Below are 25247 nucleotides of genomic sequence, written 5' to 3' on the forward strand. Positions count from 1 at the left end.
ATTCTATCATACACAAAAGAAAAGGGGAACGCGCATTCCTCTCCCACTTACTCCCTTTGGTCGTTGAAGTGGGAGTCTCCTGCGCGAAATAGGATGAAATAGCCCCTTACACCGCCGGCATTCGCGAATTCTCGATCCCATTTTCAACGCTGAAGCCGTATTTGCGCCTGCGGCTCTGAACCTCCCGATGGCTAAAGCCACGGGGTTCTTGTGTACTATAGAGCTTCTTCCATACCTTCGCATGGATACTGACTCTACTTCCACAAGACTTTCATGGGCAAACACCTTACTGGTGCTTATCGCCCTGTGCGCCCGATTCAAGACGCTTTTTATCATTTAAATTCCCATGCTACTTACGACATATGGCTGAAGACGAAGTCGTTTGATTTCTTCATCATGCAGTCGAATAAATTGATCCCATCTCTCTAAACATTTGTTCCTATCTATTTCTTTTCGATTGTTTTTCACGTTCATGATTAAAAATGCGCTGTATAAATCTCGTTGTACTTTGTGTCCGTCTACTTCATGCCATCGTTGAGAAAGTGTTTTCTTGTTGTACTCATCGTTTTGATGGTCGTATTGACTTGCCTTGACGCTAAATGTGTCGATGTATTGAAGGGAATAGCCTTCATATTGCAGTTTTTGATTTAGTATGTTCAAAAACAAACTTGGCGCACGATTCGCAATGCTTTTCCCAAATCGTTTTTTCTTTTTGTATTTTCCGTTGGCATCGACTTTTGTTTCTTTTGCCTTTGCTTGAAGTGCTCTGAAATTCATTTTTTCTACTTGGATATGATGGCCTAATGTGATGATCCAATTAGCAAGCCGTTGATGATCTTGTTTACGTTTTTCAGCCATCTTTCTTTGCAACTCGGCTAGTTGTTGACGAGTTTTTAGATAATTTTTACTCCAAACCCATTTTTCCTTGTTGTCTTTTTTTATTGTTCCATCTTCATTGTATTTGTGTGGATTATTCGCCCGTCTTTGACGATCCAATTTTCGTTGAAGAACTCGCTTTTGCTTTTCTATGTTTTCGATGCTCGGCGCAAGAACGAACAACTTGACATTATTCATTGAACAAATAGCGATGGTTTGTGTTCCTATGTCGATGCCAACATCGCCTTGCCCTATTGGATGTTTTACTTCTCCTGTTTGACGGTTTATTTTCTTTGGCGGCACACCTTCAAGGGTGAGTTGGAGAAAATACTTGATTTTCCCCCTAATCCGTCTACGAACGATGCGACAATATTTTATACGGTCTTGTAGAGCCGTATGTGCATATATATCGTTTGAGCGAATTATAACAGGAATAGATAAACCATTCCAAAGCAAATGTTTGTTTTTGAAACGGATGCCTGTGCTATTTGTTTTTCCTTCTAATGAATCCATATCGTTGTATTTTTTAAAAGACACTTTTTTGGCATTGCCAAAGATTAGTTTTTCCATTGCCATACATGCTCTCGTAGCGATTTTTTGTGCGGTGTGTGAGTCGATGTGTTTCTTGAAATGGTGTTGCATTGGCTTAACAAAATCGTGCATAGCGTATTCATTGATTCCGTACTGCCGATATAACTCATTTAGCAAGTTGTTTCTTTCTTTTGATTTTGGTTGTTGGATTAGATGACGATACTGCTTATCGTGTTGTAGTTTTTTATACCGTTTCAGCAATTCGCCCAAACAAGCGTTGTATATTTTTCTGCCAATTTCAAAACGTTTCTCTAATATGTGCGCTTGCCATAATTCTGTTTTGAGTTTCAACGTCAGCACGTAGCTTTTGGTTTTTGTTTTCGCCAATGACACCACTTCCTTTATATTCCTTTATACGTTCTTTTGGTTTTCGATGTACTGTTTAACCGCTTCTTCTGAAATATGACCAATTGTGCAACAAAAATAACTTCGTGTCCATAGCGACGGTAGTCTGCTTTTTAACGAAGGATATTTTTCTCTTAGTATTCGACTACTTTTTCCTTTAAATGCTTGTATTAATTTATGGATATGCTGTCGTGGATCAAAAGAAATAAACATATGAACATGATCTGGCATAATTTCTAACGCTTTAATTTCAACATCATTTTCTTTCGCTACTTCATACAAAATCTCTTTTAAATCTTTTTCAATATCTCCAACTAATACTTTACGTCTATATTTTGGACAAAATATAACATGATATTGATTTAAATAAACAATTCCATTTTTATGAGTATACTTATCATTAGACATTAGATAAACACCTCCTATCTAATATTTATTATACAAAATATTAGATAGGAGTCAATTATCTAATATTTTTTGTTTCGTTTCATCCCAACGACTAAAGTCGTGGGCTTTCACGAAACGCATCCTGTAATTATTGGTTTATCAGCCGACATTCAGCTTCCGCTGATCGCTGGGCTGCGACCTTTACGCGTTTGAAGCGAGAGTCTTCTTTCGAAACGATGATCAACGTTGCGGAAAGGAGGCAGTTCCATTTTTAGATAAATATTGATATCATGAATGTAGAAATAGAAGAAGGGAGATGGGAATCGTGCTGCGATTCGTTTGGCTTGAAACGGAGGAAGAAGTGAGAAGCGCCTTTCCGGTGATGCGTGAGCTGCGCACCCATTTGGATGAGGAAACCTACACGGCGCTCGTGCGAGAAGCGCAAGAACAAGAAGGGTATAAGCTTGTGGCGTTATATGATCAGGACAAAATGGTTGCGGTTGTCGGATTCATGCCGATGATCACGCTCTATAACGGCCGTTTTATTTGGGTTTGCGATTTGGTCACGACATCAGCCGAACGTTCGAAAGGGTATGGAAAAGCGTTGTTGTCCTATGTGCACGAGTGGGCGAGGGAGCACGGCTACGGGATTGTCTCGCTGTCGTCCGGCCTGCAGCGGGTTGACGCCCATCGCTTCTATGAGGAAAAAATGGAATATCAAAAAGTGAGTTATGTGTTTTTGAAACGCTTATCGATTTGAATCCGACGGCGTCCGTTCAGCGGGCGCTTTTCATTTTGTGGTAGAAAGTTGTTCCACTTTTCATTATAATAAAAAATATATAACTCGTATTTTGGAATTAATATTCTGATATTCGGAACAGAGGGACAATGATGAATAAAACGGTCTTAAAAACAAAAGAACTGCTTGATTTGTTTCTCGACTGCGAACGGTTGACTTTGCCAGAGATGGTCGAACGGCTTCAGATGCCGAAAACATCGGTATACCGGATGGCGCAGTCGCTTGTCGCGCTTGGCTTTTTGCAAAAGCGGGGCGATCACTATGAACTCGGTTTGGCATTGTTGACGTTTGGGTCGCTCGTTGCCGAGCGGCTCGATATTCGTCGGGTGGCGCTGCCGGTGATGGAGCGGCTGAAAGAAGCGACGAACGAAGCGGTGAATCTTGTCATCCGCGACGGTGATGAGGCGCTCTATATTGAAAAAGTCGAGACGTCTGAGCCGGTGCGCGTCTATACGAAAGTCGGCCGGCGCGCGCCGCTGTACGCCGGCGCGTGCCCGCGCGCTTTGCTGGCCTTTATGGACGAAAAAGAGCAAGCACGCTATTTGGAACGAACAAAACTTGTCAAAATCGCCAAAAATACCGTAACGGACAAGCAGGCGTTGCGTCGGCAGTTGGAAGAAGATCGGAAACGGGGCTATACGGTCAGCTATTCTGAGCTGGAAAACTATTCGGCGGCTGTGGCTGTGCCGATTTTTAACCATGAAGGCGCGGCCATCGCCGGGCTGAGTGTCGCCGGCCCGGAACAGCGTTTTTTGCCGGATGATGTGGCGCGCATCGTTCCGTTGCTTCGGCAGGCGGCGATGGAGATTTCACGTGAACTTGGTTTTCAAGGAAAGGGATGGAAATGAACTATACGCTGTTTCCGTTATGTGAATATGCAGTGACCGTCCGGTTTGCCGATTATATCGATGAGACCGTAAATGATATCGTTCATGAGACAGCGGTTCGCCTAAAGAGAGAACGAAAAGAAGGGGTCAACGAAATTGTGCCGGCGTTTTCATCGCTTACCGTGTATTACGACCCGCTGGCGATTGGTTATGCGGACGTATGCCGGTGGCTGCGCGAAAAGGTCGAGTCGTCTGGACAGACGGACCGGCCTTTGGCGCGAACGGTTGTTATTCCTGTCTGCTATGGCGGTGAATTTGGGCCGGACTTACCAGAGGTCGCCCGCTTTCACGGGATATCGGAAGATGAGGTGGTTACGCTTCATTCGGCCGGCCGCTACCGTGTCTATATGATCGGGTTTTCGCCCGGGTTTGCGTATTTGGGGGGCTTGTCGCCGCGTTTGTCCACACCGAGGCGGGCGGTGCCGCGCACAAAAGTGCCCGCCGGTTCGGTCGGCATCGCCGGCGGGCAGACGGGCGTCTATCCGCTGGCGACGCCGGGCGGCTGGCAGCTGATCGGCCGGACGCCGCTCCGCGTATTTGACCCGCACCGGAAGGAGCCGAGCTTGCTTTCCGCCGGTGACATTGTTGAATTTCGGCCGATTGGCGCCGATGAATTTGCACGTTGGAGAGATGAACATGATTGAAGTCATGGAGGGCGGATTTTTTACGACCGTTCAAGACAGCGGGCGTTTCGGCTACCGGCATGCCGGGGTGCCGGTGGGCGGGGCGATGGACGCGTGGGCGTACCGCCTTGCCAATGCGCTTGTCGGCAACCATGGCGATGAGGCGGTGCTCGAGGCGACGATGGCCGGGCCGACGATTCGGTTTCACGCCGAAACGGTGATCGCCATATGCGGCGGCGAGTTCTCATGCGCGCTGAACGGGCAGCCGTTGGCGCTTTGGAAGCCGGCGGCCGTCAAGCCGGGCGATGTGTTGGAAATCGGGGCATGTCGAGTGGGATGGAGAGCGTATATGGCCGTAGCAGGTGGCATTGATGTTTCGCCTGTGATGGGCAGCCGTTCAACGTACGTCCCGGCGCAGCTTGGAGGTGTATCGGGCCGGCCGTTGCGGCGCGGGGATGTGTTGAAGATTGGGACGGCCGCTCTCATTTTCCCTTCAAAGCCGCTGCATTGGGGGCTCTCCCGGTTGGCCAGCCGTTATATCGGCGGAAAAACGAAAACGGTGCGCGCTGTCCCCGGCCCGGAGTATGGCGAGTTTACGCCGGACAGCCGCACTCAGTTGTTTGCCGCCTTCTATGAGGTGACGCCCCAATCCGACCGGATCGGCTATCGGCTTTCCGGCCCAACGTTGGCGCTTGTGCGCGAGCGGGAAATGGTCTCGGAAGCGGTCGTCTTCGGCACTGTGCAAGTGCCATCGTCCGGCCAACCGATCGTGTTGATGGCCGACAGCCAGACGACGGGCGGCTACCCGCGCATCGCCCAAGTGGCAGCGGTCGATTTGCCTTTGTTGGCGCAGGCGCGTCCCGGCGACCGTATCCAGTTTCGACCGATCGCGCCTGAGGAAGCGGTGCAGCTTTATATCGAACAACAGCGGCGGCTGGATCGGTGGATTGCCGCCATTCGCCGCCAATGGGGGGAGAATAGTGAAAACGATTGATTTGAACTGTGATTTTGGTGAAAGTTTTGGCGTGTACCGGATTGGGCAGGAAGAGATCTTGTCGTATGTCACTTCCGTCAATATTGCCTGCGGGTTTCACGCCGGCGATCCGCTCGTCATGCGGCGGACGGTGCAGCTCGCCATCCAGCATGGCGTTGCCATCGGCGCCCACCCCGGTCTTCCTGATTTGCTCGGATTTGGGCGGCGGGCGATGGCGGTTTCGCCCGAAGAAGTGTATGCGTACGTTGTTTACCAGATCGGCGCACTTGCAGCCTTTGTCAAGGCGGAAGGCGGCGTGATGACGCATGTGAAGCCGCACGGCGCCTTGTACAATATGGCGGCGAAAGACGCGGCGTTGGCCGAAGCGATCGCCAAAGCGGTGCGCGATGTCGACCCGTCGCTTGTCTTGTATGGTTTGTCGGGGAGCGAGCTCATCCGCGCCGGACAAGCATACGGCTTGCGGACGGCGAGTGAAGTGTTCGCTGATCGCACCTACCAGGCAGACGGTTCGCTCACACCAAGGAGCGACCCGCAGGCTGTCATTGCCGATGAAGACGAAGCGGTCAAGCAAGTGCTCACGATGATCCGTGACCGGCGCGTCCGCTCGGTGCAAGGGACAGACGTGTCGATTGAAGCCGACACTGTCTGCCTGCACGGCGACAATGAGCAGGCGGTGCGGTTTGCCAAACGGCTGCGTGAAACGCTGCAAAAGGAAGGCGTCGCCATTGAGGCGATGCGGCAGGAGGAGAGACGATGAACAGGAAAGAAGGCAGATTAAGCGTACTCATTGGGGCTGTCTTTTTAATGGCCACATCCGCCATCGGCCCGGGATTTTTGACGCAAACGACCGTATTTACCGCTCAACTGGCGGCTAGCTTCGGGTTTGTCATTTTGCTTTCCATTTTGCTTGATATCGGCGCCCAAGCGAACATTTGGCGCATTATCGCCGTTTCCGAGCGGCGGGCGCAAGATATCGCCAACGCCGTGCTGCCCGGTCTCGGCTATGTGTTGGCGGCGTTTGTGCTCCTTGGCGGGCTTGCCTTTAACATTGGCAACATTGGCGGTGCCGGGCTTGGGTTCAACGTGCTGTTCGGCATGTCTCCAAAGACCGGGGCGATCGTGAGCGCCATCATCGCCATCGCCATTTTTCTCATCCGCGAAGCCGGCAAGGCGATGGACCGTTTTGCCCAACTGCTTGGGCTTGTCATGATCGCGCTGACGCTCTATGTTGTGTTTACAGCCAAGCCGCCGCTTGGTGAGGCGGCCGTTCGGGCGGTCGTTCCCGAAAAAATCGACTTTTTGGCCATTGTGACGCTCGTTGGTGGAACAGTCGGCGGGTATATTACGTTTGCCGGCGGTCATCGGCTGCTTGATGCCGGCATCAAAGGGAAAGACAGTTTGACGGAAGTGACGAAAAGTGCGGTTTCGGCGATCGGTGTCGCCTCGCTCATGCGCATTTTGCTGTTTTTGGCCGCGTTCGGCGTCGTTGCCCAAGGATTGACACTTGACCAAACCAATCCGCCAGCTTCGGTGTTCCGGCTCGCCGCTGGCGAAATCGGCTACCGCCTGTTCGGCATCGTTATGTGGGCGGCCGCCATTACGTCGGTGGTCGGCTCGGCCTACACATCGGTGTCGTTCATCCGCACGTTCCATCCTGTTTTGGACCGGTTCCATCGCTGGATCATTGTGTTGTTTATCTTCATCTCAACGGTCGTGTTTATCTCGATCGGCCGCCCGGTGAAAACGTTAATTTTAGCCGGAACGCTAAACGGGCTCATTCTCCCGCTGTCGCTTGGGGTGATGCTTGTCGCCGCCTATAGGCGGGACATCGTCGGCGACTATCGCCATCCGCTTTGGCTCACCGCGTTTGGCGCTATTGTCGTCGCCTTGATGGCATATATGGGCGTGTATACAGCCGCACAGCAGCTGCCGCAGCTGTTTCAATGAAATGAAAACTGTGATGCCTTTTGTCCGTTTCCAACATTTGCATTTCTCCGCCGTCCTTTTGTAATATAGAAACGGGTTCACGGAAGCGGCATTGCGGTCTTTATGGCCCAGTGCACCAAGGCCATAGCGGTGGGGAAAGGAGACAAACCGAACAATGGACGAGGCAACTATTAAGGTCATCGTGTTTGATCTCGATGGAACGCTGTACGAGGAAACAGAGCATTTTGACTATTACGCCGAACAGGTGGCTAAGCGGCTGAAGACAGCGGACCGGCCGCGGTTTTGGGACGACTACCGGGCGGTGCTGGCCGGGCGCCATCCGCTTCGCATCGGCACGGTGTACGATACAAAGGAAGATTTGATTTTGCAGCTTGAAGAAGGAGATGTTCGCGAAGTGCGCCGTTGGAGCGGCGAGCTGTTGCCGGCAGCCGACGTCAAAGCGGCCTACCCTAGGCCGGTGGCGATCGATTTGGATCGGTTTTTCAGCATCGGCGACCTTTGGTGGGTGCCGAGCTCGATTGGCCGCCATTACGGATTGGCCAATGCGGATACATATGCGGCGTTTTTGGAGACGCGCGAATGGATGATGGGGACGGAATTCCAGATGAATGGAGCGCCGGGGCTGGCTGAGACGCTTGCCCAGCTGCGTGAAAAAGCGGCGCTCGTGTTGATGACGAACAGCCCGGAGCCGGACAGTGAAGCGATTTTGCGAAAGCTGGGGCTGGCGGATGTATTCCATTATAAAATTTTCCAAGCCGCTAAGCCGGTTAAAACGGTTGCCCATTTGGAAGCGATTCGGGCGCGCTTTGGGGTTGAGTACAAGCAAATGCTCTGCGTCGGCGACAACATCGGCAATGACATCGCGCCGGCCCGCCGGCTCGGCTGCCGAACGATGTTGATTGACGCGTACGGTTTGGCGAAGCCGGGTGATGCCGACGTCATCGTCGCCTCCACGTCAGCGTGTGTGCCGGTGCTGCGCCGCCTGCTGTAGGCGGCGCATACCATTTTGTCTAAACTATTCAGAATATTATTGACATAAAAGGTGGAAGCATGTACAATGAAAAGTGTACATGCTAGCCAGACAATCAACGGTATGAATTGAAAGGCTTGGGCATATGGATGTTATTGCAACCGCTTTCTTTTGGGCGGTGGCTGCCGATTTGCAAAGCAGACAAAAAGAGGGGGGAACGGTTGGATGAATACGAGACATTACCCGTATTGGCCGAAACGGCTTTCGAAAACGTTGACCGTGCCGGAGACGACGCTTGTCGACCATTTGGAAACGACAGCGAAGCGCTATCCGAACAAAACAGCGATTTACTATTACGGCGCAGCATATTCGTACAAGCAGCTGCTTGATGACGTCAACGCGCTCGCCGGCTATCTCCAGCGAAAGCTGTCCGTCCAACCGGGCGACCGTGTGTTGTTGTACATGCAAAACTCTCCGCAGTTTGTCATCTCCTACTATGCCATTTTGCGCGCTGAAGCCATTGTCGTGCCGATCAACCCGATGAACACCTCAGATGAGCTTTCCTTTTATGTGAACGATTGTGAGACGAAAGTCGGCCTCGTTGGCCAAGAGCTGCTGGACAAAGCGACGCCGCTTCTCGGCCGGACACCGCTTGAACATCTTATCGTCGCCGCGTATTCCGATTATGCGTCCGATGATTCCCCGGTGTCGTTGCCGGCTGAAGTGGCGGCGCCGCGGCGGGCCATTGGGGATGAGCGCATTCTTTTATGGGCGGACTGCCTCGGCGCCCAATTGCCGCCGCTTCCATACAACGGCCATGTTGATGACATCGCCGTCTTGCCATACACATCCGGGACGACCGGGGTGCCAAAAGGCTGCATCCACCCGCACCGGACGGTGAACGCCAACATCGTCGGCGCCTATTATTGGGGCAACGTGACGAGCGATTCCGTCGCCTTGGCGACATTGCCGTTTTTCCATGTCACCGGGATGGTCCATAGCATGCATACGCCGATTTTCGCCGGCGCCGCCATGGTGTTGATGACGCGCTGGGATCGGGACGCGGCGGCCCGGCTGATTGAATTGCACCGCTGCACCCATTGGGTGAACATCAGCACGATGCTGATTGACTTTTTGGCCAACCCGGCGCTCGGTCGATACGATATTTCATCGCTTGCGAGCATTTCCGGCGGCGGAGCGGCGCTGCCGGAGGCGGTCGGGGAAAAATTGTTTCAGCTTACCGGCGTCCGCTACTTTGAAGGCTACGGGTTGTCCGAGACGATTTCGCAAACGCACTTCAACCCGCCGGACCGGCCGAAATTGCAATGTCTCGGCGTTCCGTCGTTTGACGTCGACGCGCGCATCATTGACCCGGCGACGGGGCGGGAGCTTGGCGTCGGCGAAGTCGGGGAAATCGTCGTTTGTGGTCCGCAAGTGTTCCGCGGCTATTACCGGCGTGAAAAAGAAACGGAAGAAGCGTTCATCGAGCTCGACGGCAAACGGTTTTTCCGCACCGGCGACATCGGGCGGATGGATGAGGAAGGATACTTTTTCATCGTCGACCGCGTCAAACGGATGATCAACGCTTCCGGCTATAAAGTATGGCCGACTGAAGTCGAGTCGCTTTTGTACAAACATCCGGCTGTTCAGCAGGCGTGCGTCGTCGGCGTGCCGGATCCGCGCCGCGGCGAAACGGTGAAGGCGTTTATCGTCCTTCATGACGAGTATGTCGGCAAAGTAACGGAAGAAGAGATCATTGAATGGTCCAAGACGCAAATGGCGGCGTACAAATATCCGCGCCTCGTTGAATTCCGCTCATCGCTGCCGATGACGTCAAGCGGCAAGCTGCTTTGGCGGAAACTGCAGGAAGAGGAGTATGAAAAAGCGGGGAAAGGGGTGAACAACTGATGGCGGAGATGGTAGAAACGGTATGCGGGCCGGTGCCGGTGGAACAGCTTGGCAAAACGCTCATCCACGAGCATTTCCTCTTCGGTTATCCAGGGTTTCAAGGCGATGTGACGCGCGGCACGTTCCGTGAAGACGAGGCGCTTCGCGTCGCAGTCGAGGCGGCGGAAAAGATGAAGCGGCACGGCATTCAAACGGTTGTCGATCCGACGCCGAACGACTGCGGGCGCAACCCGGCGTTTTTGCGGCGCGTTGCCGAAGAAACAGGGCTGAACATCATTTGTGCGACCGGCTACTATTATGAAGGAGAAGGAGCGCCGCCGTACTTCCAATTCCGCCGGTTGCTCGGGACGGCGGAAGATGATATTTACGACATGTTTATGACCGAGCTGACCGAAGGCATTGCCGACACCGGAATCAAAGCCGGCGTTATCAAGCTCGCCTCAAGCAAAGGCCGCATCACCGAGTACGAAAAGATGTTCTTCCGCGCCGCCGCCCGCGCGCAAAAAGAGACGGGCGCGGTCATCATCACCCATACGCAAGAAGGGACGATGGGGCCGGAACAAGCCGCCTATTTGCTTGAGCACGGCGCCGACCCGGACAAAATCGTCATCGGCCATATGTGCGGCAACACCGACCCGGACTACCATCGCCGGACGCTTGAGTACGGTGTTTACATCGCCTTTGACCGCTTCGGCATTCAAGGGATGGTCGGCGCTCCAACGGATGAGGAACGGATTCGCACGCTTCTTGCCCTGCTTCGCGACGGATACGCAGACCGGATTATGCTTTCGCATGATACGGTCAACCTTTGGCTCGGCCGCCCGTTTGAACTGCCTGAGCCGTTTGCAGAAATGATGAAAAATTGGCATGTCGAGCACTTGTTTGTCAATGTGATTCCGGCGCTGAGAAAGGAAGGGATCGGCGACGAGGTGTTTGCGCAGCTGTTTGTGCGCAATCCAGCCGCCTTATTTTCCGCCTGACAGGGCCGTGAAGCGCCGAATTCAAAACCGCTGCCAGCCGGCTTTGCCCGGCCGACAGCGGTTTTTCGTTTGCCGTCCGTTTTTTGCCATCATTATGAATAATTTTCCTCATTTGTTGAACAATAAGGAAAGACATCAGCCGGGCGAAAGGAGGGAGAGAGGCGCTGGTGACAGAAAAACGACTTCTGTTCTTCTCACTGCTGGCCATCGCCTTATATGTGTCGCCGTACTTTGTACTCGGTGAAGATGCGCATATGCGCGTCCATGACAATTTGGATTCCAACATTGCCTGGTATAAAGTGCTCACCCGAAGCGGCGAACTGTTTGGACCGGTTGACGGAATCATCCCGCAAATCATTAACGGATTGCCGCGCAACGCGTTCGGGACGGAGTTCAGCGGCATCGTCTGGCTTCACGCTTTGTTTCCGTCCATTTACGCCTATGGGCTCAGCCAAGCCATCACCCGCGTGTTCGCGTTTGTCGGCATGTATCTTCTGCTGAAAAAGCATGTGCTGCCGGCCGGACGCTGGGGATGGATCCGCATCGGCGCTTCGTTGACGTTTGCCTTGACGCCGTTTTGGCCGTCGGGGATGTTGAGCACGCTCGGCATGCCGCTTGCGCTTTGGGCGTTTTTAAACATTCGGGGCGGGGAGCGTTCATGGGTGAATTGGGCGGTGTTGACGCTCTTGCCGCTTTACTCGAGCTTTGTGCTTGGCTTTTTCTTTTTCCTAAGCGCGCTTGGGATTTGGTGGCTCATTGATGTCATCCGCGGCAAGGGTTGGAATTGGCGGTTTTTGGCGGCCATCGTCTATATGACGGTGCTCTATTTGGCGGTCGACTACCGGCTTGTCCATTCGCTCTTGTTTTCCGATGAACCGACAAGCCGAGACGAATATTTCCACGCCCGCCTGCCGCTTTGGCGGGTGATCCGTCTGACGTTCAAAAACTATGTGCTCGGCCATACTCATGTGATGACGGTGCACGGGTTCGTCATTTTGCCGGTGACGCTCATCGCCTTGTACTTCGTGTGGAAGCGGAAGCGCTGGCGGCAGGAAATGCCGTTTCTTGTGCTGCACGTATTGAACTTCGCGTTGTCGACATGGTATGCATTTTGGTTTTACAAAGGATGGCTGCCGCTCACGGAACGGTTTGATTTGCTCGATAAGTTCAATTTCGCCCGCTATCATTTTTTGCGGCCGATGGTCATTTACGTTTTGTTTGCGATGGCGCTGAAAATTATTTGGCAGGAAGGACGGCGGTGGCGGGCGGTCAGCGCGGCGGCGATCGCTTTGCAGCTGTTGGTGCTTGTCTTGCACAATGAGGAAATCGTCTACCGCAACAAGCCGTCATTTCGCGAATTTTACGCTGAGAAGCAATTTGCCGCCATCCGCGAGTATATCGGCCGTCCCGTCCATACATACCGCGTCGCCAGCATCGGCATCCACCCGGCGATCGCCCAGTACAACGGTTTTTACACGCTTGATACGTACAACAACTTTTACCCGTTGGAATACAAACACCGGTTCCGCCGCATTATCGCCAAGGAGCTGGAAAAAAACAAAAAGCTGCGCGAGTATTTTGACGAATGGGGCGGGCGCTGCTACCTTTTTGTCGACGAACTCGGCAAACATTATATGTTCAAGAAAACGTCGAAGCGGACGATCCGCCATCTTGAATTGAACACAAAAGCGTTTTACGCCATGGGCGGGCGTTATATTTTCTCGGCGTTGCCGATTGAAAACGCAAGCGACAACGCGTTGCATCTTGAGCGTGTGTTTCGCTCGGACGAATCTGCTTGGACGATTTACTTATACAAGGTCGCATGGAAAGGGGGAACGTGAGATGTCCGAACCGGTAGTAGCCATCGTCGTGCCGTGTTACAACGAAGAAGAGGTGCTCCCAGAGACGATCCGCCGCTTGCAGGCGCTGCGCGGCGAACTTGTTGAGGAAAAAATGATTTCGCCCAAAAGTGCGCTCTTGTTCGTGGATGACGGAAGCCATGACGATACATGGAAAATCATTTACAAGGCGAGCTTGCGCCATCCGGAAGTGAAAGGGCTGAAACTGGCGCGCAACGCTGGGCATCAAAACGCGTTGCTGGCCGGTCTGTTTGCGGCAAAAACACACGCCGACTGCTTGATTTCGATCGATGCCGATTTGCAAGATGATTTGTCGGCCATTCGCGAATTTGTGCAAAAGTTTCGCGAAGGGTATGACATCGTTTACGGCGTGCGCCGGCGTCGCGATACGGATACGTGGTTTAAACGCCATACCGCCCAAGGATTTTATCGGTTAATGAAGATGTTTGGCGTTGATCTCGTGTATAACCATGCCGACTACCGTCTGATGAGCCGGCGCGCGGTCGAGGCGCTCGAACAGTTCGGGGAAGTGAACTTGTTTTTGCGCGGCATCGTTCCGCTTCTAGGTTTTCGCTCGGCGGCCGTCTATTACGACCGGAAAGAACGGCTGGCCGGAAAAACAAAATACCCGTTAAAAAAAATGATCGCTTTTGCGCTCGACGGGGTCACATCGTTTAGCGTCACCCCGATTCGCTTTATTTCGCTCATCGGCTTTCTCTCGTTTGTCGTCAGCCTCATCTTCGGCGCCTATTTTCTCTTTTTAAAGTGGGCTGGACATACCGAGACGGGATGGACGTCGCTCATTACCTCGATTTGGCTGCTAGGGGGGCTGCAGCTCATCGCCCTTGGGCTGATCGGGGAATACGTTGGAAAAATTTATAAGGAAACGAAACGGCGGCCGCGCTACATCGTCGATTTGGATTTATGGAACTGGCCACTGCCGCAGCGGCTGTCGCCATCGGCTTCGTCCGAGGAGGCGGAAGCGGCGAAGCGGCTGCAGCCATAAGGAAACGGCAGGCGTGCACAAGCGCGCCGTTTTTCTTTGTCTTGCAATTCTAAAAAAGAAAGAGTAGACTGATGGATGGGAATGATATGGTGGATTGGCGGGGGATGCAGAGAAGGCGGTCTTTCGCCGGCTGGCAAAGGCTGTTTGTCGAGAAAGGGGAGGGTAAGCGATGGCCGATTGGCGTGAATGGGCGGAACTGCGCGAGCGGGTGAGAGAGGCCAATCCGCTCGTCCACAATATGACGAATGTCGTCGTGACGAATTTTACGGCGAACGGATTGCTGGCGCTTGGCGCTTCGCCGGTGATGGCGTATGCGAAAGAGGAAGTGGCAGAGATGGCGAAGCTTGCCGGCGCGCTCGTATTGAACATCGGGACGCTGAACGCTGAGGAAGTAGAGGCGATGTTGATCGCCGGCCGGGCGGCGAACGAAGCCGGTGTGCCGGTGGTGTTCGACCCGGTCGGAGCCGGGGCCACGCGCTATCGAACGGAGACGGCGCGCCGCATCGCCGAACAGGTGAAGCTTGCAGCGGTCCGCGGCAATGCGGCGGAAATCGCCAATATGATCGGCGAGATGTGGGCGATTAAAGGCGTCGACGCCGGGGAAGGAAGCGGCGATGCCGCGGCTTTGGCGAAGCGGGCGGCGGCCAAGCTTGGCACCGTTGTGATCATCACCGGAAAGGACGATGTCGTCACGGACGGAAACACGACGTATTTGGTTCACAACGGCCACCCGCTGTTGACGAAAGTGACCGGGACGGGCTGTTTGTTGACGTCGGTGATTGGGGCGTTTGCCGCTGTTGAGCGTGATATGGTGAAGGCAGCGGTGGCGGCGCTCGCCTATTATGGCGTCGCGGCGGAGCGGGCGGCTGCAGAAGCTGGGGAGCGCAGTCCGGGCCGTTTTCAGTCGTTGTTTCTAGACGCGTTGGCGCACACAAGCGCCGATGATGTGAAGCGTGACGGACAGGTCGAACAACGGTAAAAGGAGAGGGGAGCCACATGGTATTCAAAGCGTTGACGATTGCTGGTTCGGACAGCGGCGGCGGCGCCGGCATTCAAGCGGATCTCAAAACGTTTCAAGAGCTTGGCGTGTTTGGCATGTCAGCGATCACAGCGGTGACGGCGCAAAATACGCTTGGCGTGCAAGGCGTCTTTCCGCTGTCGGCGGAGGCGGTCGCCGCCCAGATCGAATCGGTGGCCGCTGATTTAGGCGCCGATGCGGTGAAAACCGGCATGCTTTTTAGCGCCGATATCATCCGCACGGTGGCTGAACAGGTGAAAAAACACGGCTGGGAGCGGCTTGTCGTCGATCCGGTGATGATCGCGAAAGGCGGCGCCCCGTTGCTGCAAGAAGAGGCGGTGGCGGCGCTGAAAGAAGAACTGTTGCCGCTGGCGCTTGTCATTACGCCGAACATTCCGGAAGCGGAAGCGCTGACCGGCACGGCCATCCGCACGATGGATGACCGCCGCGAAGCGGCGCGCCGTCTGCACCGGATGGGCGCCCGCTACGTCGTGATTAAAGGCGGCCATGATGACGACGGCGAGGAAACGGTCGATTTGCTGTATAATGGAGACGGATTTTCGTATTTTAAAAGCAAGCGGATCGACACGCGCCATACGCACGGGACCGGTTGTACGTTCGCGGCGGCGATTGCGGCTGAACTGGCGAAAGGGCGCCACCCCGCTGATGCTGTGGCAACGGCGAAGGCGTTTGTACAATCGGCGATTGCCCATCCGCTCGGCATCGGCCAAGGCCACGGGCCGACGAACCATTGGGCGTATCGGCAATATGGGGAGTGAGACGGGTGGCGCGCATCACAAGCGAAGAAATGAAAGAGCGGTTGGCGGTGTACTTTATTATGGGAACCCCAAACAGTGAGAAGCCGGCGGAGCAGGTGCTCGAGGAAGCGCTTGACGGCGGCGTGACGCTGTTTCAATTTCGCGAAAAAGGACCGGGCGCTTTCAAAGGGGAAGACAAAGCGGCGCTCGCCCAAAGATTGCAGCGTCTTTGCCGCACTTATGGCGTGCCGTTTATCGTCAACGATGACGTCGAGCTGGCTATGGCCATCGATGCCGACGGTGTCCACGTCGGCCAAGATGATGAAGACGCGCGGCGCGTGCGGGAGAAAATCGGTGATAAAATTTTAGGCGTTTCCGCCCACAACGTCGAAGAAGCGATGGCGGCGATGGCGGCAGGGGCTGATTACATCGGCGTCGGCCCAATTTATCCAACCCGCTCAAAGGATGATGCGAACGAAGCGCAAGGCCCCGATATTCTTCGCCGCCTCCGCGAAGCGGGGATTACGATTCCGATTGTCGCCATCGGCGGCATTACGGCTGACAATGCAAGAGAGGTGATGGAGGCCGGAGCGGACGGGGTGTCGGTCATCAGCGCCATCGCGTCATCTCCGTCGCCTAAAGCCGCCGCTTCTCGTTTATTGGAGGCGGTGCGGGCTGCCCGTGTGAAACGGTGACCATCAAACAGACAAGACAAAAGGGTGTCCTGTTCGCAGGACACCCTTTTTGCGTCTTAAGAAGCCGTCTGCCGCCACCTCGGCCACCGCCATTCAAGCAGCGGCCGCACGAGCCGGACGACCGGCCGGCTGCCGAGAACGAGCATAACGGCGACCGACAGCGCGAGCAGAAGCGGATAGCCGTGCACATCCATAATAAAATCCGTAAACGGCGTTTCGTGCAAATATTTTAAAATAAACCCGTGCAAGATATAGATGTAAAACGTGCGCGCCCCAAGCACGGAAAACGAGAAGCGCCGGCTCGGGATGAGCGACAGAAAGCCAAACATCATGAGCAGGCTCGCCCCATAAATGGCAAGGCGGCCCGCCGCGCCGGCCGGCTCCGACACGCCGAGCGTATCGTATGACTTTGAGCCGTACAACCAGTCTTGCGGCAAGTCTGGAAACCCGAAATGAATGAGCACAAACATGCCAGTCAGCACAAACAGCGAAGCGACGCGCACCGGTGCGGCAAACAGGCGCTCGATCGCCGGCTTTGGCGTGAAAAACCCGAGCAAAAAGAACGGGAAAAACGTGAGCGTTCTTGACAAGCTCAGCCATTTTTCCGCTTCCATCATCCCGCCGGCCAAGCCGAGAAGAAGCGCCATCGGCAGCGCGATCCGCTTCGGCAGCCGGCCGAACCATAACAGCAGCACGTTCCAGCTGAACAGGCTGAGCAAAAACCATAGGCTCCAATGCGGGGTCAACAAGTCAAGTTCCAACGACTGTTTGTCGTACAGGAAGAAGTAGTAGACCGAGTACAGCAGCTGGAACAGAACGTACGGAATGAGCAGCTTTTTCGTAATTTTTTGCAAGTAGCCGTGTTCATAGAACTTTTTGGCGAAATAGCCGGAAATGAAAATGAACGCCGGCATATGGAAAAAGAAAATCCACGTATACAAGCTGTGCACCCATAAGACGCCGTCAATGTACGGGCGCAGAAAGTGGCCAAACACGACAAGGAGCATCAACGCACACTTCGCGTTGTCAAAATAATAGTCCCGCTCCTTCACAGTGTTTCCTCCTTTCTAACACATCAATTCGAATCATACTTCTTCTTTTTGGGGGAGTCAACCGCAGAAACATGCCGGAAAGCGGCTGTCCATGCAACAGTTTGACAAAGAAAGGTGATGATTGGGTGAAAAACGACCGCCGCGAAACGGACGATATGACGCAGTTATTGCAAATCATCAACGCCAAAGGGGACGAAGGGGAATTGAACGCCATCGTCTGCAACGATGAATTGTTTTGGAAAAGCTTGCGGGCGCAGGCGGAAGACAGTGCAAAAGGAGGCGAATAAGAAATGGAGTTGCTGCGGGCGAAACGGATCGCCGAGGCCGGAGAGATCGTCCCGGTGACGTATGAAGGAAAACGGGTGATCATTCAGCACGTCGATGAAGGGCGGGAAATGGCGCGCATTTATTTTGCTGATGAGCCGGAACGCGAGCAAGACGTACCGGTGCGCCTGCTTGAAGAGCTGTAGGCGCCGGGCAAGTTGTCGTTGTTTTGTCAAGGGAAAGCCGATGACACTCCTTGTTCGAATATGATATAATAACGAAAGAAATGACGCTTGAACATTGGAGTGAGCAATATGAACATCGGGTTTGGAGAAATTGCGCTCATCGTCTTTTTCGCATTGCTCATTTTCGGGCCGAAAAAGCTGCCGGAGTTAGGGCAAGCGGCTGGAAAAACGCTGCGTGAATTCAAAAACGCGACAAAGGGCATCATTGACGACGACGAGGCGACAAAAGCGCAAAAATAAGAGGTTGGGCGAGAGCCTAGCCTCTTATTTTTTGCTTTGTCGGCCATTGTTCTCTCGCCGCAAAAAAAAGACAAGCTCTGCTGACAAGCGCCATATACATATACGGAGGTGCGTTCGTTCGTTGCAATCAGCCGGTGGCGGAGGGGAGTCATGATGATCAAAAAAATGGCGGCGGTGATCGTCGGCAGCCTGTTGCTTGGCGTTGGCATCAACGTCTTTTTAGTTCCTCACCATTTGCTTGATGGGGGAATGATCGGGCTCGGATTGATCGCCAAATATGTCTGGAACGTGCAAGCCGGATTGACGATGATCGTCTTAAGCGTTCCGCTTTACGTGGCGGCTTGGTTTTACTACCGCCCGTTTTTTTACAACAGTTTGCACGGTCTTTTGTTTTCCTCTTGGATGATTGACGTATTGTCGGTGTTGCGCGGCGTGGTGGCGCTCGATCCATTGTGGAGTGCCATGATCGGCGGAATCTTGGTTGGTGCAGGCATCGGGTTGATGCTGCGTGAGGAGACAAGCACGGGCGGCACCGACTTGCTCGCCCAGTTTATCGCGCGGCTGACGAACTGGAACGTTGGGATCGTTATTTTTGTGATTGATGCGTGCATCATTTCAGCTGGAAGCTTGATCATCGACTCCGTGCCCTTTGTTCATTCGCTTGTCGTCGTCACGGTTGTCGGGGCGGTGACAACGATGTTGACGCACGAAAAAACGATGGGGGTGTAATCCAGTCCCCACCGTTTTTTCATGGCCATTCCCCGCCTGTCCGCTGTCATGATCAAGACGGAAAGGGAGGCGGTTATGGAACTTGAGCGTTCGAGCCTGCAACGCTTCGTTGAGATGGCGTCATTCCGTTGCAACGGGCGGCATGCAGGCTGTTCCAGATGGAAGGCGGGCGCTTGTTCACGGTTTCGCCAGCTCGAGGGCACGATAGACGTTGATAAGTCCGTAGCCATAATACGGATCTTTTCCTCTCTCGCCTAAGTCATCAGCGCTTTCGAGAATAATGTCGCGCACTTCATCATTCGAAAGCCGCGGGTTGACGGAGCGGATCAAAGCGGCGAGTGCGGTGACGTGCGGCGCGGCCATCGACGTGCCGGAAAGGGCGGCGTACCGGTGGCCGGTAAACGTGCTGGCAATGTTCGTTCCAGGCGCGACGACATCCACATAGTCGCCGTAGTTGGAATAAAGTGCATAGGAAAGATCCGGATTGACAGCGCCAACACTGATCACTTCTGGATACGCGGCCGGAAAGCTCGGCTGTGATGTGCTGTCGTTGCCGGAAGCGGCGACAAGCACGACATCATGGGCGTCGGCGTAGCGGATCGCCTCTTCAAGCACCGAGGACGGTTGGTAGTTGCCAAGGCTTAAATTGATGACCTTTGCCCCGTGGTCGACCGCCCAGCGGATGCCTTTCGCCACGTCGATGCTCGTTCCATAGCCGTCCGCATTTAATGCTTTGACGGCCATGATCGGGTTGAACCATGTTATGCCGGCGACTCCTTCGTCGTTGTTCGGCTGTGAGGCGATAATGCCAGCGACATGGGTGCCATGGCCATTTTCGTCATTCGGAGAGCGGTCGTCGGCCAATACGTTGTATCCGGGACCAAGGCGGCGGATTAAATCGGGATGGGTCAAATCGACCCCGCTGTCAATGATGGCGACAGGCACGGTTTGTTTGCCGCGCGACAACGTCCAGCCGGCTTCGGTATGAATGGCCGGCAAATTCCATTGGTAGCGGGCGTAAAACGAATCGTTCGGCGTCTCGACCGGCCGGGAAAGGTCGTTTTGCATATAAATGTAGTTCGGCTCGCAATACTCGACTGTTGGGAGGGTGCGGAAATAGCGGCGCATTTCCTCATACGTTTGCTCGCGCGAGCGGAATACAAACACGTGGTCGACCTGCTTGATGAACTGGCCGGCGATGGCTGCCTCCATTTGTTGAAGACGGCTTTCCGATGGCAATGCCCGAAAGTGGACCACGATCTCATTGGCGAAATAATGGCTTCGGTCACCGCGGCGATTATGGAGGATTTCCCGAATGCGCGGGTGCTTGTTCAACTGCTGTTTCAGCTGCTCGCCTGCGCTTAAGCTGTCTAAGGCGACAACGGTTGGATGGGTGGGTGCGACCTCGGCGTCAAACGGCTTCAGCCGCGGTGGAGCCGGGGCGTTTTCTTCTGGAGCCGGTCGCCCCAAGACGGCTGCGGCAACGAGTAGAGCAACAACCGCGCTGGCCGCGGCCCATATTCGGTATCGGCGTTTCACGCTGTTCACCTCCTTTGTTGTTAGGATGGGCGATTGACGGACAAATCATGAAAAATGGGATTCACCTTTTGCCATGGTGAAATCCCATTTTCTTCTTCAGCGGCCGACCGATTGCATACAGATGCAGCGAGGAGCGGGCGGCGAGAGGAAGAGAGGTGTTTGTCCGCGCCGGTTGCATCCGCTGCCATGCCGGGGCGTATTTGACGAACAACCGAGTCATCGCTGCTGATGTAGTGGGCACCGAGCCGTCGCGGGCGAAAGCGCTGAAGAAAACAGAAAAAGTGTTTGGAGAGCCGGTGTTGTACGCTCCTGACACGCCGGTGCGGATTCCAAAAGGGGCGAAAGTGTTGAAAGTGCCAACCGATCAGTTAGACCGAGAACAAATCCGGCTCTCCTTTGCTCATGGAGATTCACCGGGAGGGTATAAAGTGCCGAGCCTGATCGGGCTCGCTTGGAGCGCTCCATACTTGCACGATGGTGGCGTGGCGGTTGGGCCGAAGGCGAGTTCGGGCTTTCGAGCACGTTCAAAAAGGCATCGCCCTTGATGCGCGCAACAGTCTGTGGGCGCTCATTGACCGGACGTAGCGCGAGCGCGTCATGGCCACGAATGCCGCGCCGATCCTGCTTTAAAGGCGGTGCATGTGACAGGAGAGGGGCATCGATATTGGATCGACCGGCAAGCCGGGTTTACGAAGGAAGAGCAAAAGGCCGTCTTAGACTATTTGTTGTCGCACACGTCGTGCTGATCGCTTTTGGGGATGTTTTCCTTGCAATGACGTTCCTCGGATTGTCCACACTAACGGACAAGGAGGGACAATCGATGAACGAAACGTGTTTCTATTGCCAATGCGAGTGCGACGACAACGTGCATTACGTCTCGTTCCATGCGAACGATGAAGAACGCGAGGAAGCGCTTTGTCCGGAATGTTACCAAGAATGGCTGCAGGGCATGAAAGGCTAAAAAACCGCACCGGTTCGGTTACGGTGCGGTTTTTTCTGCGAGCGGAGGGGTGGTGACGACATCGGACAAGTCGCTCTCTTCGTCATAAGAACGATACACGGCTGCTTTGGTCCGCGGAGCGTGAAGAGACAACGATAAAATGCGCTCGTTCCCGTTGTGGGCGACTTTTGTTTCCATCCTCAGCGCCGCATCCGCCAGTGTCAGCGAGTAAAAGCGGTACGTCAAACCGAGCCAAGTGCGCTCGGACCGGACGGTGTCCGGATGATGGCGGATCAGCTCCGCCAGCTCGGCAAACGAATGGTTTTCCCGCTGAAGCCATTCGCGAATGGCGGCTGCCGTCTGTTCCAGCAAATGTTTCCATGACGGTGTCATCGACATCATCCTTTTTTACATCCAGCATGCCCATTTTCGCCCTTTGTTATGCGGGCAGGCGGATGGAAAACGTCGTCATGTCTTCATCGGATGAACAGCGGATATCTCCGCCATGGTCTTCAATCACTTTTTTGCAAATGTACAACCCGATGCCGGTTCCGAGTTTTTTCGTCGTAAAAAACGGCTCGAAAATCGTTTCCACAATGTCGGCCGGAATGGACGGACCGTTGTTGGCGATTTCGATGATGGTGCTTCCGTCTTGGCAACGGGCGGCGATGTTGATCCGCCGCGGTTTTTCCCTCTCTTTCAACGCTTCGATCGAGTTGAGCAAAATATTTACCAGCACTTGGCGCAGCTGATCTTTATAGGCAAATATATGTATGGATTCATCGATCGCCACCGAAAGGTCGACATCGCTGTCGACGATCGTGGCGTATAAAAACTCGATAATTTCCTCCAACAGCTGGCAAAGCGAAAACGTTTCCTTTTCGCTTTCAACAATTTCTTTGCGTGAGGCATGCAAAAATTGCGAAATGCGAAATTTCAGCTGCTGCAACTCATGGTCGATAATGTCTAAATAAGGAAGATGCGGATGCTCAAACTTCAATAATTGAATAAAACCAATAATAGCCGTAAGCGGATTGCGAAACTCATGGACAAAACTCGATGACATTTGTCCGAGCAGCGTCAGCCGGTCTTGATGCGATCTGGCAATGAGCGCATTTTTCTCATGCAGCTCCTTTTCTTTTAACTCATTGTATTTGGTGACCGCATGAAACAAAAACTGGTCAAACAACTCGTTCATATGGTCAATGAGCGGGGCGAGCTCATCGACGGACAGCGGTGCGGCCAACGCATGGTTGATGATCAGGCGCCGTCCCAAGTTTACGTTGTAAACAAGGGCGCCGATGCCGGCGTTCATCTCCGCCCGTTCTTTGGCGATTTTGTTCGCCAGCCGTTCAACCATCTCGTCGGGCCGCGACTGCAGCAGCGCCTCTTTGACCAAGGTGAACACCGCCAAGCCGTTTTGTTCGACATGATCGATGTATTTGTCATCGTCGGCAATTTTCATTTGCTGCCGCCAATAGGCGAGGAAGTCCGGCAAATGGGTTTCCAAATGGGTGACAAGCTGCTGTGCGGCAGATGCCAACAAAGCCACCTCGCTTTCCGTCATTTATTATCATTATAAGGGGGAATATCGAACTAGAACAGAGGGAAAATCGCGATATGTCCGATAAAACTCGTTTTCTTTTACAAAAAAGCTAGGAAATGCCCGTCCACATGAGGCGAGGCAGACCGTTTGAAGAAAAAAGGCAAAATCATGTATAATGAAGCAGTCAGAAATCTCTTCCAAAAAGGTTGGGGAACGCTGTGAAACTGTATGACTCCATTTTAGACCTAATTGGCGGCACGCCGATCGTGAAGTTGCGGCGCCTTCCGGACCCGAACGGGGCGGATGTATATATGAAACTCGAATCGTTCAATCCGGGCGGCAGCGTCAAGGATCGACCGGCTTGGGAAATGATTCGCCGCGCCGAGGCGGAAGGGAAAATTACGCCGGGAGAAAGCACGATCATTGAACCGACGTCCGGCAATACCGGCATCGGTTTGGCGATGGTATGCGCCGCCCGCGGTTATCGCTGCATCATCACGATGCCAGATAACGCGACAGTCGAACGGGTGAAAATTTTAAAGGCGTACGGAGCAGAAGTTTATTTGACGCCGGCGGAGAAACGGATGCAAGGAGCGATCGACGAGGCGAATCGGCTCGCTCGCGAAATCCCGGATAGCTTCATCCCGATGCAGTTTGAAAATCCGGCCAATCCGGACGCACATCGGCATACGACGGCGGTGGAAATTTACGAAGCGTTCGCTGGACGGCTCGATGCGTTCGTGCTCACTGCCGGCACCGGGGGAACGGTGACGGGAACGGGAGAAGAATTGAAAAAACGGATTCCGAATTTGCGCATTTATGTCGTCGAACCGTACGGCTCGCCCGTCTTGTCGGGCGGCAAGCCGGGGCCGCATAAAATTCCCGGCACAGGTCCGGGGTTTATCCCGAAAATTTTAAACCGCTCGATTTACGATGACATTTTTTTGATCAAAGATGAGGATGCCCAGCAAATGGCGCGCCAACTGGCGGCCAAGGAAGGCATTTTGGTCGGCGCCTCAGCGGCGGCGAGCGCTTATTACGCCATCAAAGTGGCAAAACAGCTCCCGAAAGGCGCACGCGTCCTTTGCATGGCGCCTGATTCGGGCGAACGGTACTTGTCATCGGATTTATTCGCTGATTAAGCGGACGTCGATCGACGAAAAAAACGAGGATTTCTTGCCTTTCATTGGGAAGTGAAGCATTCCTCTCTGCAAAACAAAGAGGAATGCTTTTGTTTGATCGTTTGCCGGTGTGGAGAACAAAAAAACCGACCGGTCGTTCTTGAGATTGTCACGTTTTTTCAAGTCATGCGCCTGATGGGCGTTGTATTTCTCGTTCCCCTCATCGCCTTAAGCCCGTTCTTTTCCGGCGGCGCTGAGGCAGGGACGGGCGCAGAAAGCGGACAAGAGGCGCATTGGAGCGTTGGTCTTGTTTGGCTGTATGTGATCGTCACAGTCGCCGGCGCGATCATCGGAAGACGCATCAAACTGCCGACTGCCTATTTGCTCGGCCCGATCATCGGAACAGCGGCTCTGGTCATGGCCGGGGCGCCGGCGCCGCCTTTGCCTGCTCCTTTGTTGGATATCGCGCAAATTGCGATGGGGGCTTACCTAGGCGTCATGCTGAAACCGGCCCGCATCGCGGAAAAAGGAAGAGCGGTGCTGGCCGCGATGGCCACCGGCCTTGCGCTCATTTTGTTTTCCATGGCTTCCGCATTTGTCTTAACGGTTTTGCATGGCGTGCCGTATTTGACAGCATTCATCGCTTTGGCGCCGGGGGGTATGGATCAAATGGGGATTTTGGCGCGGGAAGCGCATGCCGATCTTGCTGTTGTGACAAGTTATCAAATGTTCCGCATTTTTTTCATTTTGCTTGTCGTTCCGCCGGTGCTGAAAAAATGGTTTGCCGCCCGCTGGTTTCGATCGATTGAACGATGGGTCATGCCGTCTGCGTCAATCCAAAAGGTGTGAGTAAAATATTTGTGGGTGACATTCCGAAATGATCCCCGACGAGGGTTGCGAACTTTTGTTCGCGACGCTCGTCGGGGCC

26 protein-coding genes and 2 pseudogenes are annotated in these 25247 nt (G+C 53.8%); 22 read left to right on the forward strand and 6 right to left on the reverse strand.

Going from position 1 to position 25247, the window contains the following annotated elements; genetic code table 11:
* Positions 1-336 precede the first annotated feature (336 nt).
* Together CV945_RS13080 and tnpA are read right to left on the reverse strand one after the other, a co-directional pair.
* Positions 337-1800 carry a transposase gene (locus CV945_RS13080; RefSeq protein ID WP_227412724.1) on the reverse strand — a complete coding sequence of 488 codons (1464 nt, stop codon included), beginning with the start codon at positions 1798-1800 and terminating at the stop codon, positions 337-339.
* An 18-nt stretch (positions 1801-1818) separates the two neighbouring features.
* Entirely contained in the window at positions 1819-2220 is a 402-nt protein-coding gene (gene tnpA, locus CV945_RS13085; protein WP_044743973.1) for an IS200/IS605 family transposase, read from the reverse strand.
* Positions 2221-2515: 295 nt separating this feature from the next.
* On the opposite strand from tnpA, the gene CV945_RS13090 reads away from it, so the two are divergent.
* The 14 genes from CV945_RS13090 (at position 2516) to thiE (ending at position 16643) form a co-directional block, all read left to right on the forward strand.
* Positions 2516-2959: a GNAT family N-acetyltransferase gene (locus tag CV945_RS13090; RefSeq protein WP_100659940.1), complete on the forward strand. Its 444-nt coding sequence runs from the start codon at positions 2516-2518 to the stop codon at positions 2957-2959.
* A gap of 131 nt (positions 2960-3090) precedes the next feature.
* Complete coding sequence (locus CV945_RS13095; RefSeq protein WP_033017487.1) at positions 3091-3846, forward strand: IclR family transcriptional regulator; 756 nt, start codon at positions 3091-3093, stop codon at positions 3844-3846.
* Positions 3837-4529, forward strand: a complete 693-nt coding sequence (gene pxpB / locus CV945_RS13100) for a 5-oxoprolinase subunit PxpB (RefSeq protein ID WP_171698010.1) — start codon at positions 3837-3839, stop codon at positions 4527-4529. Before CV945_RS13095 ends, pxpB begins: the two co-directional genes overlap by 10 nt.
* A complete protein-coding gene (locus CV945_RS13105) occupies positions 4522-5502 on the forward strand; it encodes a 5-oxoprolinase subunit C family protein (RefSeq protein ID WP_033009292.1) in 981 nt (326 codons plus the stop codon). The genes pxpB and CV945_RS13105 overlap by 8 nt, the downstream gene beginning before the upstream one ends.
* The gene (locus CV945_RS13110; RefSeq protein ID WP_033009291.1) at positions 5489-6259 is read left to right on the forward strand and encodes a 5-oxoprolinase subunit PxpA; all 771 of its coding nucleotides are present in this window, start codon (positions 5489-5491) and stop codon (positions 6257-6259) included. Before CV945_RS13105 ends, CV945_RS13110 begins: the two co-directional genes overlap by 14 nt.
* Entirely contained in the window at positions 6256-7449 is a 1194-nt protein-coding gene (locus tag CV945_RS13115; RefSeq protein ID WP_033009290.1) for an NRAMP family divalent metal transporter, read from the forward strand. The genes CV945_RS13110 and CV945_RS13115 overlap by 4 nt, the downstream gene beginning before the upstream one ends.
* 154 nt (positions 7450-7603) lie before the next feature.
* Positions 7604-8440, forward strand: coding sequence for an HAD family hydrolase (locus tag CV945_RS13120; RefSeq protein WP_100659941.1), 837 nt, complete (start codon positions 7604-7606; stop codon positions 8438-8440).
* A 204-nt stretch (positions 8441-8644) separates the two neighbouring features.
* Entirely contained in the window at positions 8645-10327 is a 1683-nt protein-coding gene (locus CV945_RS13125; RefSeq protein WP_100659942.1) for a long-chain fatty acid--CoA ligase, read from the forward strand.
* The gene (locus CV945_RS13130) at positions 10327-11307 is read left to right on the forward strand and encodes a phosphotriesterase family protein (RefSeq protein WP_033009286.1); all 981 of its coding nucleotides are present in this window, start codon (positions 10327-10329) and stop codon (positions 11305-11307) included. Before CV945_RS13125 ends, CV945_RS13130 begins: the two co-directional genes overlap by 1 nt.
* A gap of 167 nt (positions 11308-11474) precedes the next feature.
* Positions 11475-13148, forward strand: coding sequence for a DUF6044 family protein (locus tag CV945_RS13135; protein WP_232722146.1), 1674 nt, complete (start codon positions 11475-11477; stop codon positions 13146-13148).
* A 1-nt stretch (position 13149) separates the two neighbouring features.
* Complete coding sequence (locus CV945_RS13140) at positions 13150-14172, forward strand: glycosyltransferase family 2 protein (protein WP_100659943.1); 1023 nt, start codon at positions 13150-13152, stop codon at positions 14170-14172.
* A gap of 169 nt (positions 14173-14341) precedes the next feature.
* Positions 14342-15151 carry a hydroxyethylthiazole kinase gene (gene thiM, locus CV945_RS13145; protein ID WP_047818275.1) on the forward strand — a complete coding sequence of 270 codons (810 nt, stop codon included), beginning with the start codon at positions 14342-14344 and terminating at the stop codon, positions 15149-15151.
* Positions 15152-15168: 17 nt separating this feature from the next.
* Positions 15169-15969, forward strand: a complete 801-nt coding sequence (gene thiD / locus CV945_RS13150) for a bifunctional hydroxymethylpyrimidine kinase/phosphomethylpyrimidine kinase (RefSeq protein WP_033009277.1) — start codon at positions 15169-15171, stop codon at positions 15967-15969.
* A gap of 5 nt (positions 15970-15974) precedes the next feature.
* A complete protein-coding gene (gene thiE, locus CV945_RS13155; RefSeq protein ID WP_033009275.1) occupies positions 15975-16643 on the forward strand; it encodes a thiamine phosphate synthase in 669 nt (222 codons plus the stop codon).
* Between the two features lie 56 nt (positions 16644-16699).
* Here thiE and CV945_RS13160 read toward each other — a convergent pair whose 3' ends face one another.
* Positions 16700-17695, reverse strand: a complete 996-nt coding sequence (locus CV945_RS13160; protein ID WP_033015367.1) for an acyltransferase family protein — start codon at positions 17693-17695, stop codon at positions 16700-16702.
* A 125-nt stretch (positions 17696-17820) separates the two neighbouring features.
* Here CV945_RS13160 and CV945_RS13165 point away from each other — a divergent pair, with 125 nt between their 5' ends.
* The 4 genes from CV945_RS13165 (at position 17821) to CV945_RS13180 (ending at position 19173) form a co-directional block, all read left to right on the forward strand.
* Entirely contained in the window at positions 17821-17982 is a 162-nt protein-coding gene (locus CV945_RS13165; protein WP_232722148.1) for a hypothetical protein, read from the forward strand.
* A gap of 3 nt (positions 17983-17985) precedes the next feature.
* Entirely contained in the window at positions 17986-18165 is a 180-nt protein-coding gene (locus tag CV945_RS13170) for an H-type small acid-soluble spore protein (RefSeq protein WP_044743955.1), read from the forward strand.
* A gap of 108 nt (positions 18166-18273) precedes the next feature.
* Positions 18274-18444, forward strand: a complete 171-nt coding sequence (locus tag CV945_RS13175; RefSeq protein WP_020959661.1) for a twin-arginine translocase TatA/TatE family subunit — start codon at positions 18274-18276, stop codon at positions 18442-18444.
* A gap of 153 nt (positions 18445-18597) precedes the next feature.
* Positions 18598-19173 carry a YitT family protein gene (locus CV945_RS13180; RefSeq protein WP_100659944.1) on the forward strand — a complete coding sequence of 192 codons (576 nt, stop codon included), beginning with the start codon at positions 18598-18600 and terminating at the stop codon, positions 19171-19173.
* Positions 19174-19350: 177 nt separating this feature from the next.
* On the opposite strand, the gene CV945_RS13185 is transcribed toward CV945_RS13180, so the two are convergent.
* Positions 19351-20712 (reverse strand): S8 family peptidase, encoded by a 1362-nt coding sequence (locus tag CV945_RS13185; RefSeq protein ID WP_100659945.1) that lies wholly within the window; start codon positions 20710-20712, stop codon positions 19351-19353.
* Positions 20713-20831: 119 nt separating this feature from the next.
* Here CV945_RS13185 and CV945_RS17890 point away from each other — a divergent pair.
* Together CV945_RS17890 and CV945_RS17310 are read left to right on the forward strand one after the other, a co-directional pair.
* Positions 20832-21458, forward strand: a pseudogene (locus tag CV945_RS17890) (electron transport protein); the annotation flags it as partial.
* Between the two features lie 74 nt (positions 21459-21532).
* Positions 21533-21673 (forward strand): hypothetical protein, encoded by a 141-nt coding sequence (locus tag CV945_RS17310; protein ID WP_015374705.1) that lies wholly within the window; start codon positions 21533-21535, stop codon positions 21671-21673.
* Positions 21674-21691: 18 nt separating this feature from the next.
* Here the strand turns inward: CV945_RS17310 and CV945_RS13195 are convergent, their stop codons facing one another.
* Both CV945_RS13195 and CV945_RS13200 read right to left on the reverse strand, forming a co-directional pair.
* Positions 21692-22045, reverse strand: a complete 354-nt coding sequence (locus CV945_RS13195; RefSeq protein ID WP_033006776.1) for a hypothetical protein — start codon at positions 22043-22045, stop codon at positions 21692-21694.
* 46 nt (positions 22046-22091) lie between these two features.
* Positions 22092-23195 carry a histidine kinase N-terminal domain-containing protein gene (locus CV945_RS13200; RefSeq protein WP_100659946.1) on the reverse strand — a complete coding sequence of 368 codons (1104 nt, stop codon included), beginning with the start codon at positions 23193-23195 and terminating at the stop codon, positions 22092-22094.
* A gap of 221 nt (positions 23196-23416) precedes the next feature.
* On the opposite strand from CV945_RS13200, the gene cysK reads away from it, so the two are divergent.
* Positions 23417-24340, forward strand: a complete 924-nt coding sequence (gene cysK, locus CV945_RS13205) for a cysteine synthase A (protein ID WP_100659947.1) — start codon at positions 23417-23419, stop codon at positions 24338-24340.
* Positions 24341-24484: 144 nt separating this feature from the next.
* A pseudogene (locus CV945_RS13210) lies at positions 24485-25168 on the forward strand (AbrB family transcriptional regulator); the annotation flags it as partial.
* Positions 25169-25247 lie beyond the last annotated feature (79 nt).

The organism is Geobacillus sp. Manikaran-105, from assembly GCF_002809955.1.
Taxonomy (GTDB): domain Bacteria; phylum Bacillota; class Bacilli; order Bacillales; family Anoxybacillaceae; genus Geobacillus; species Geobacillus thermophilus.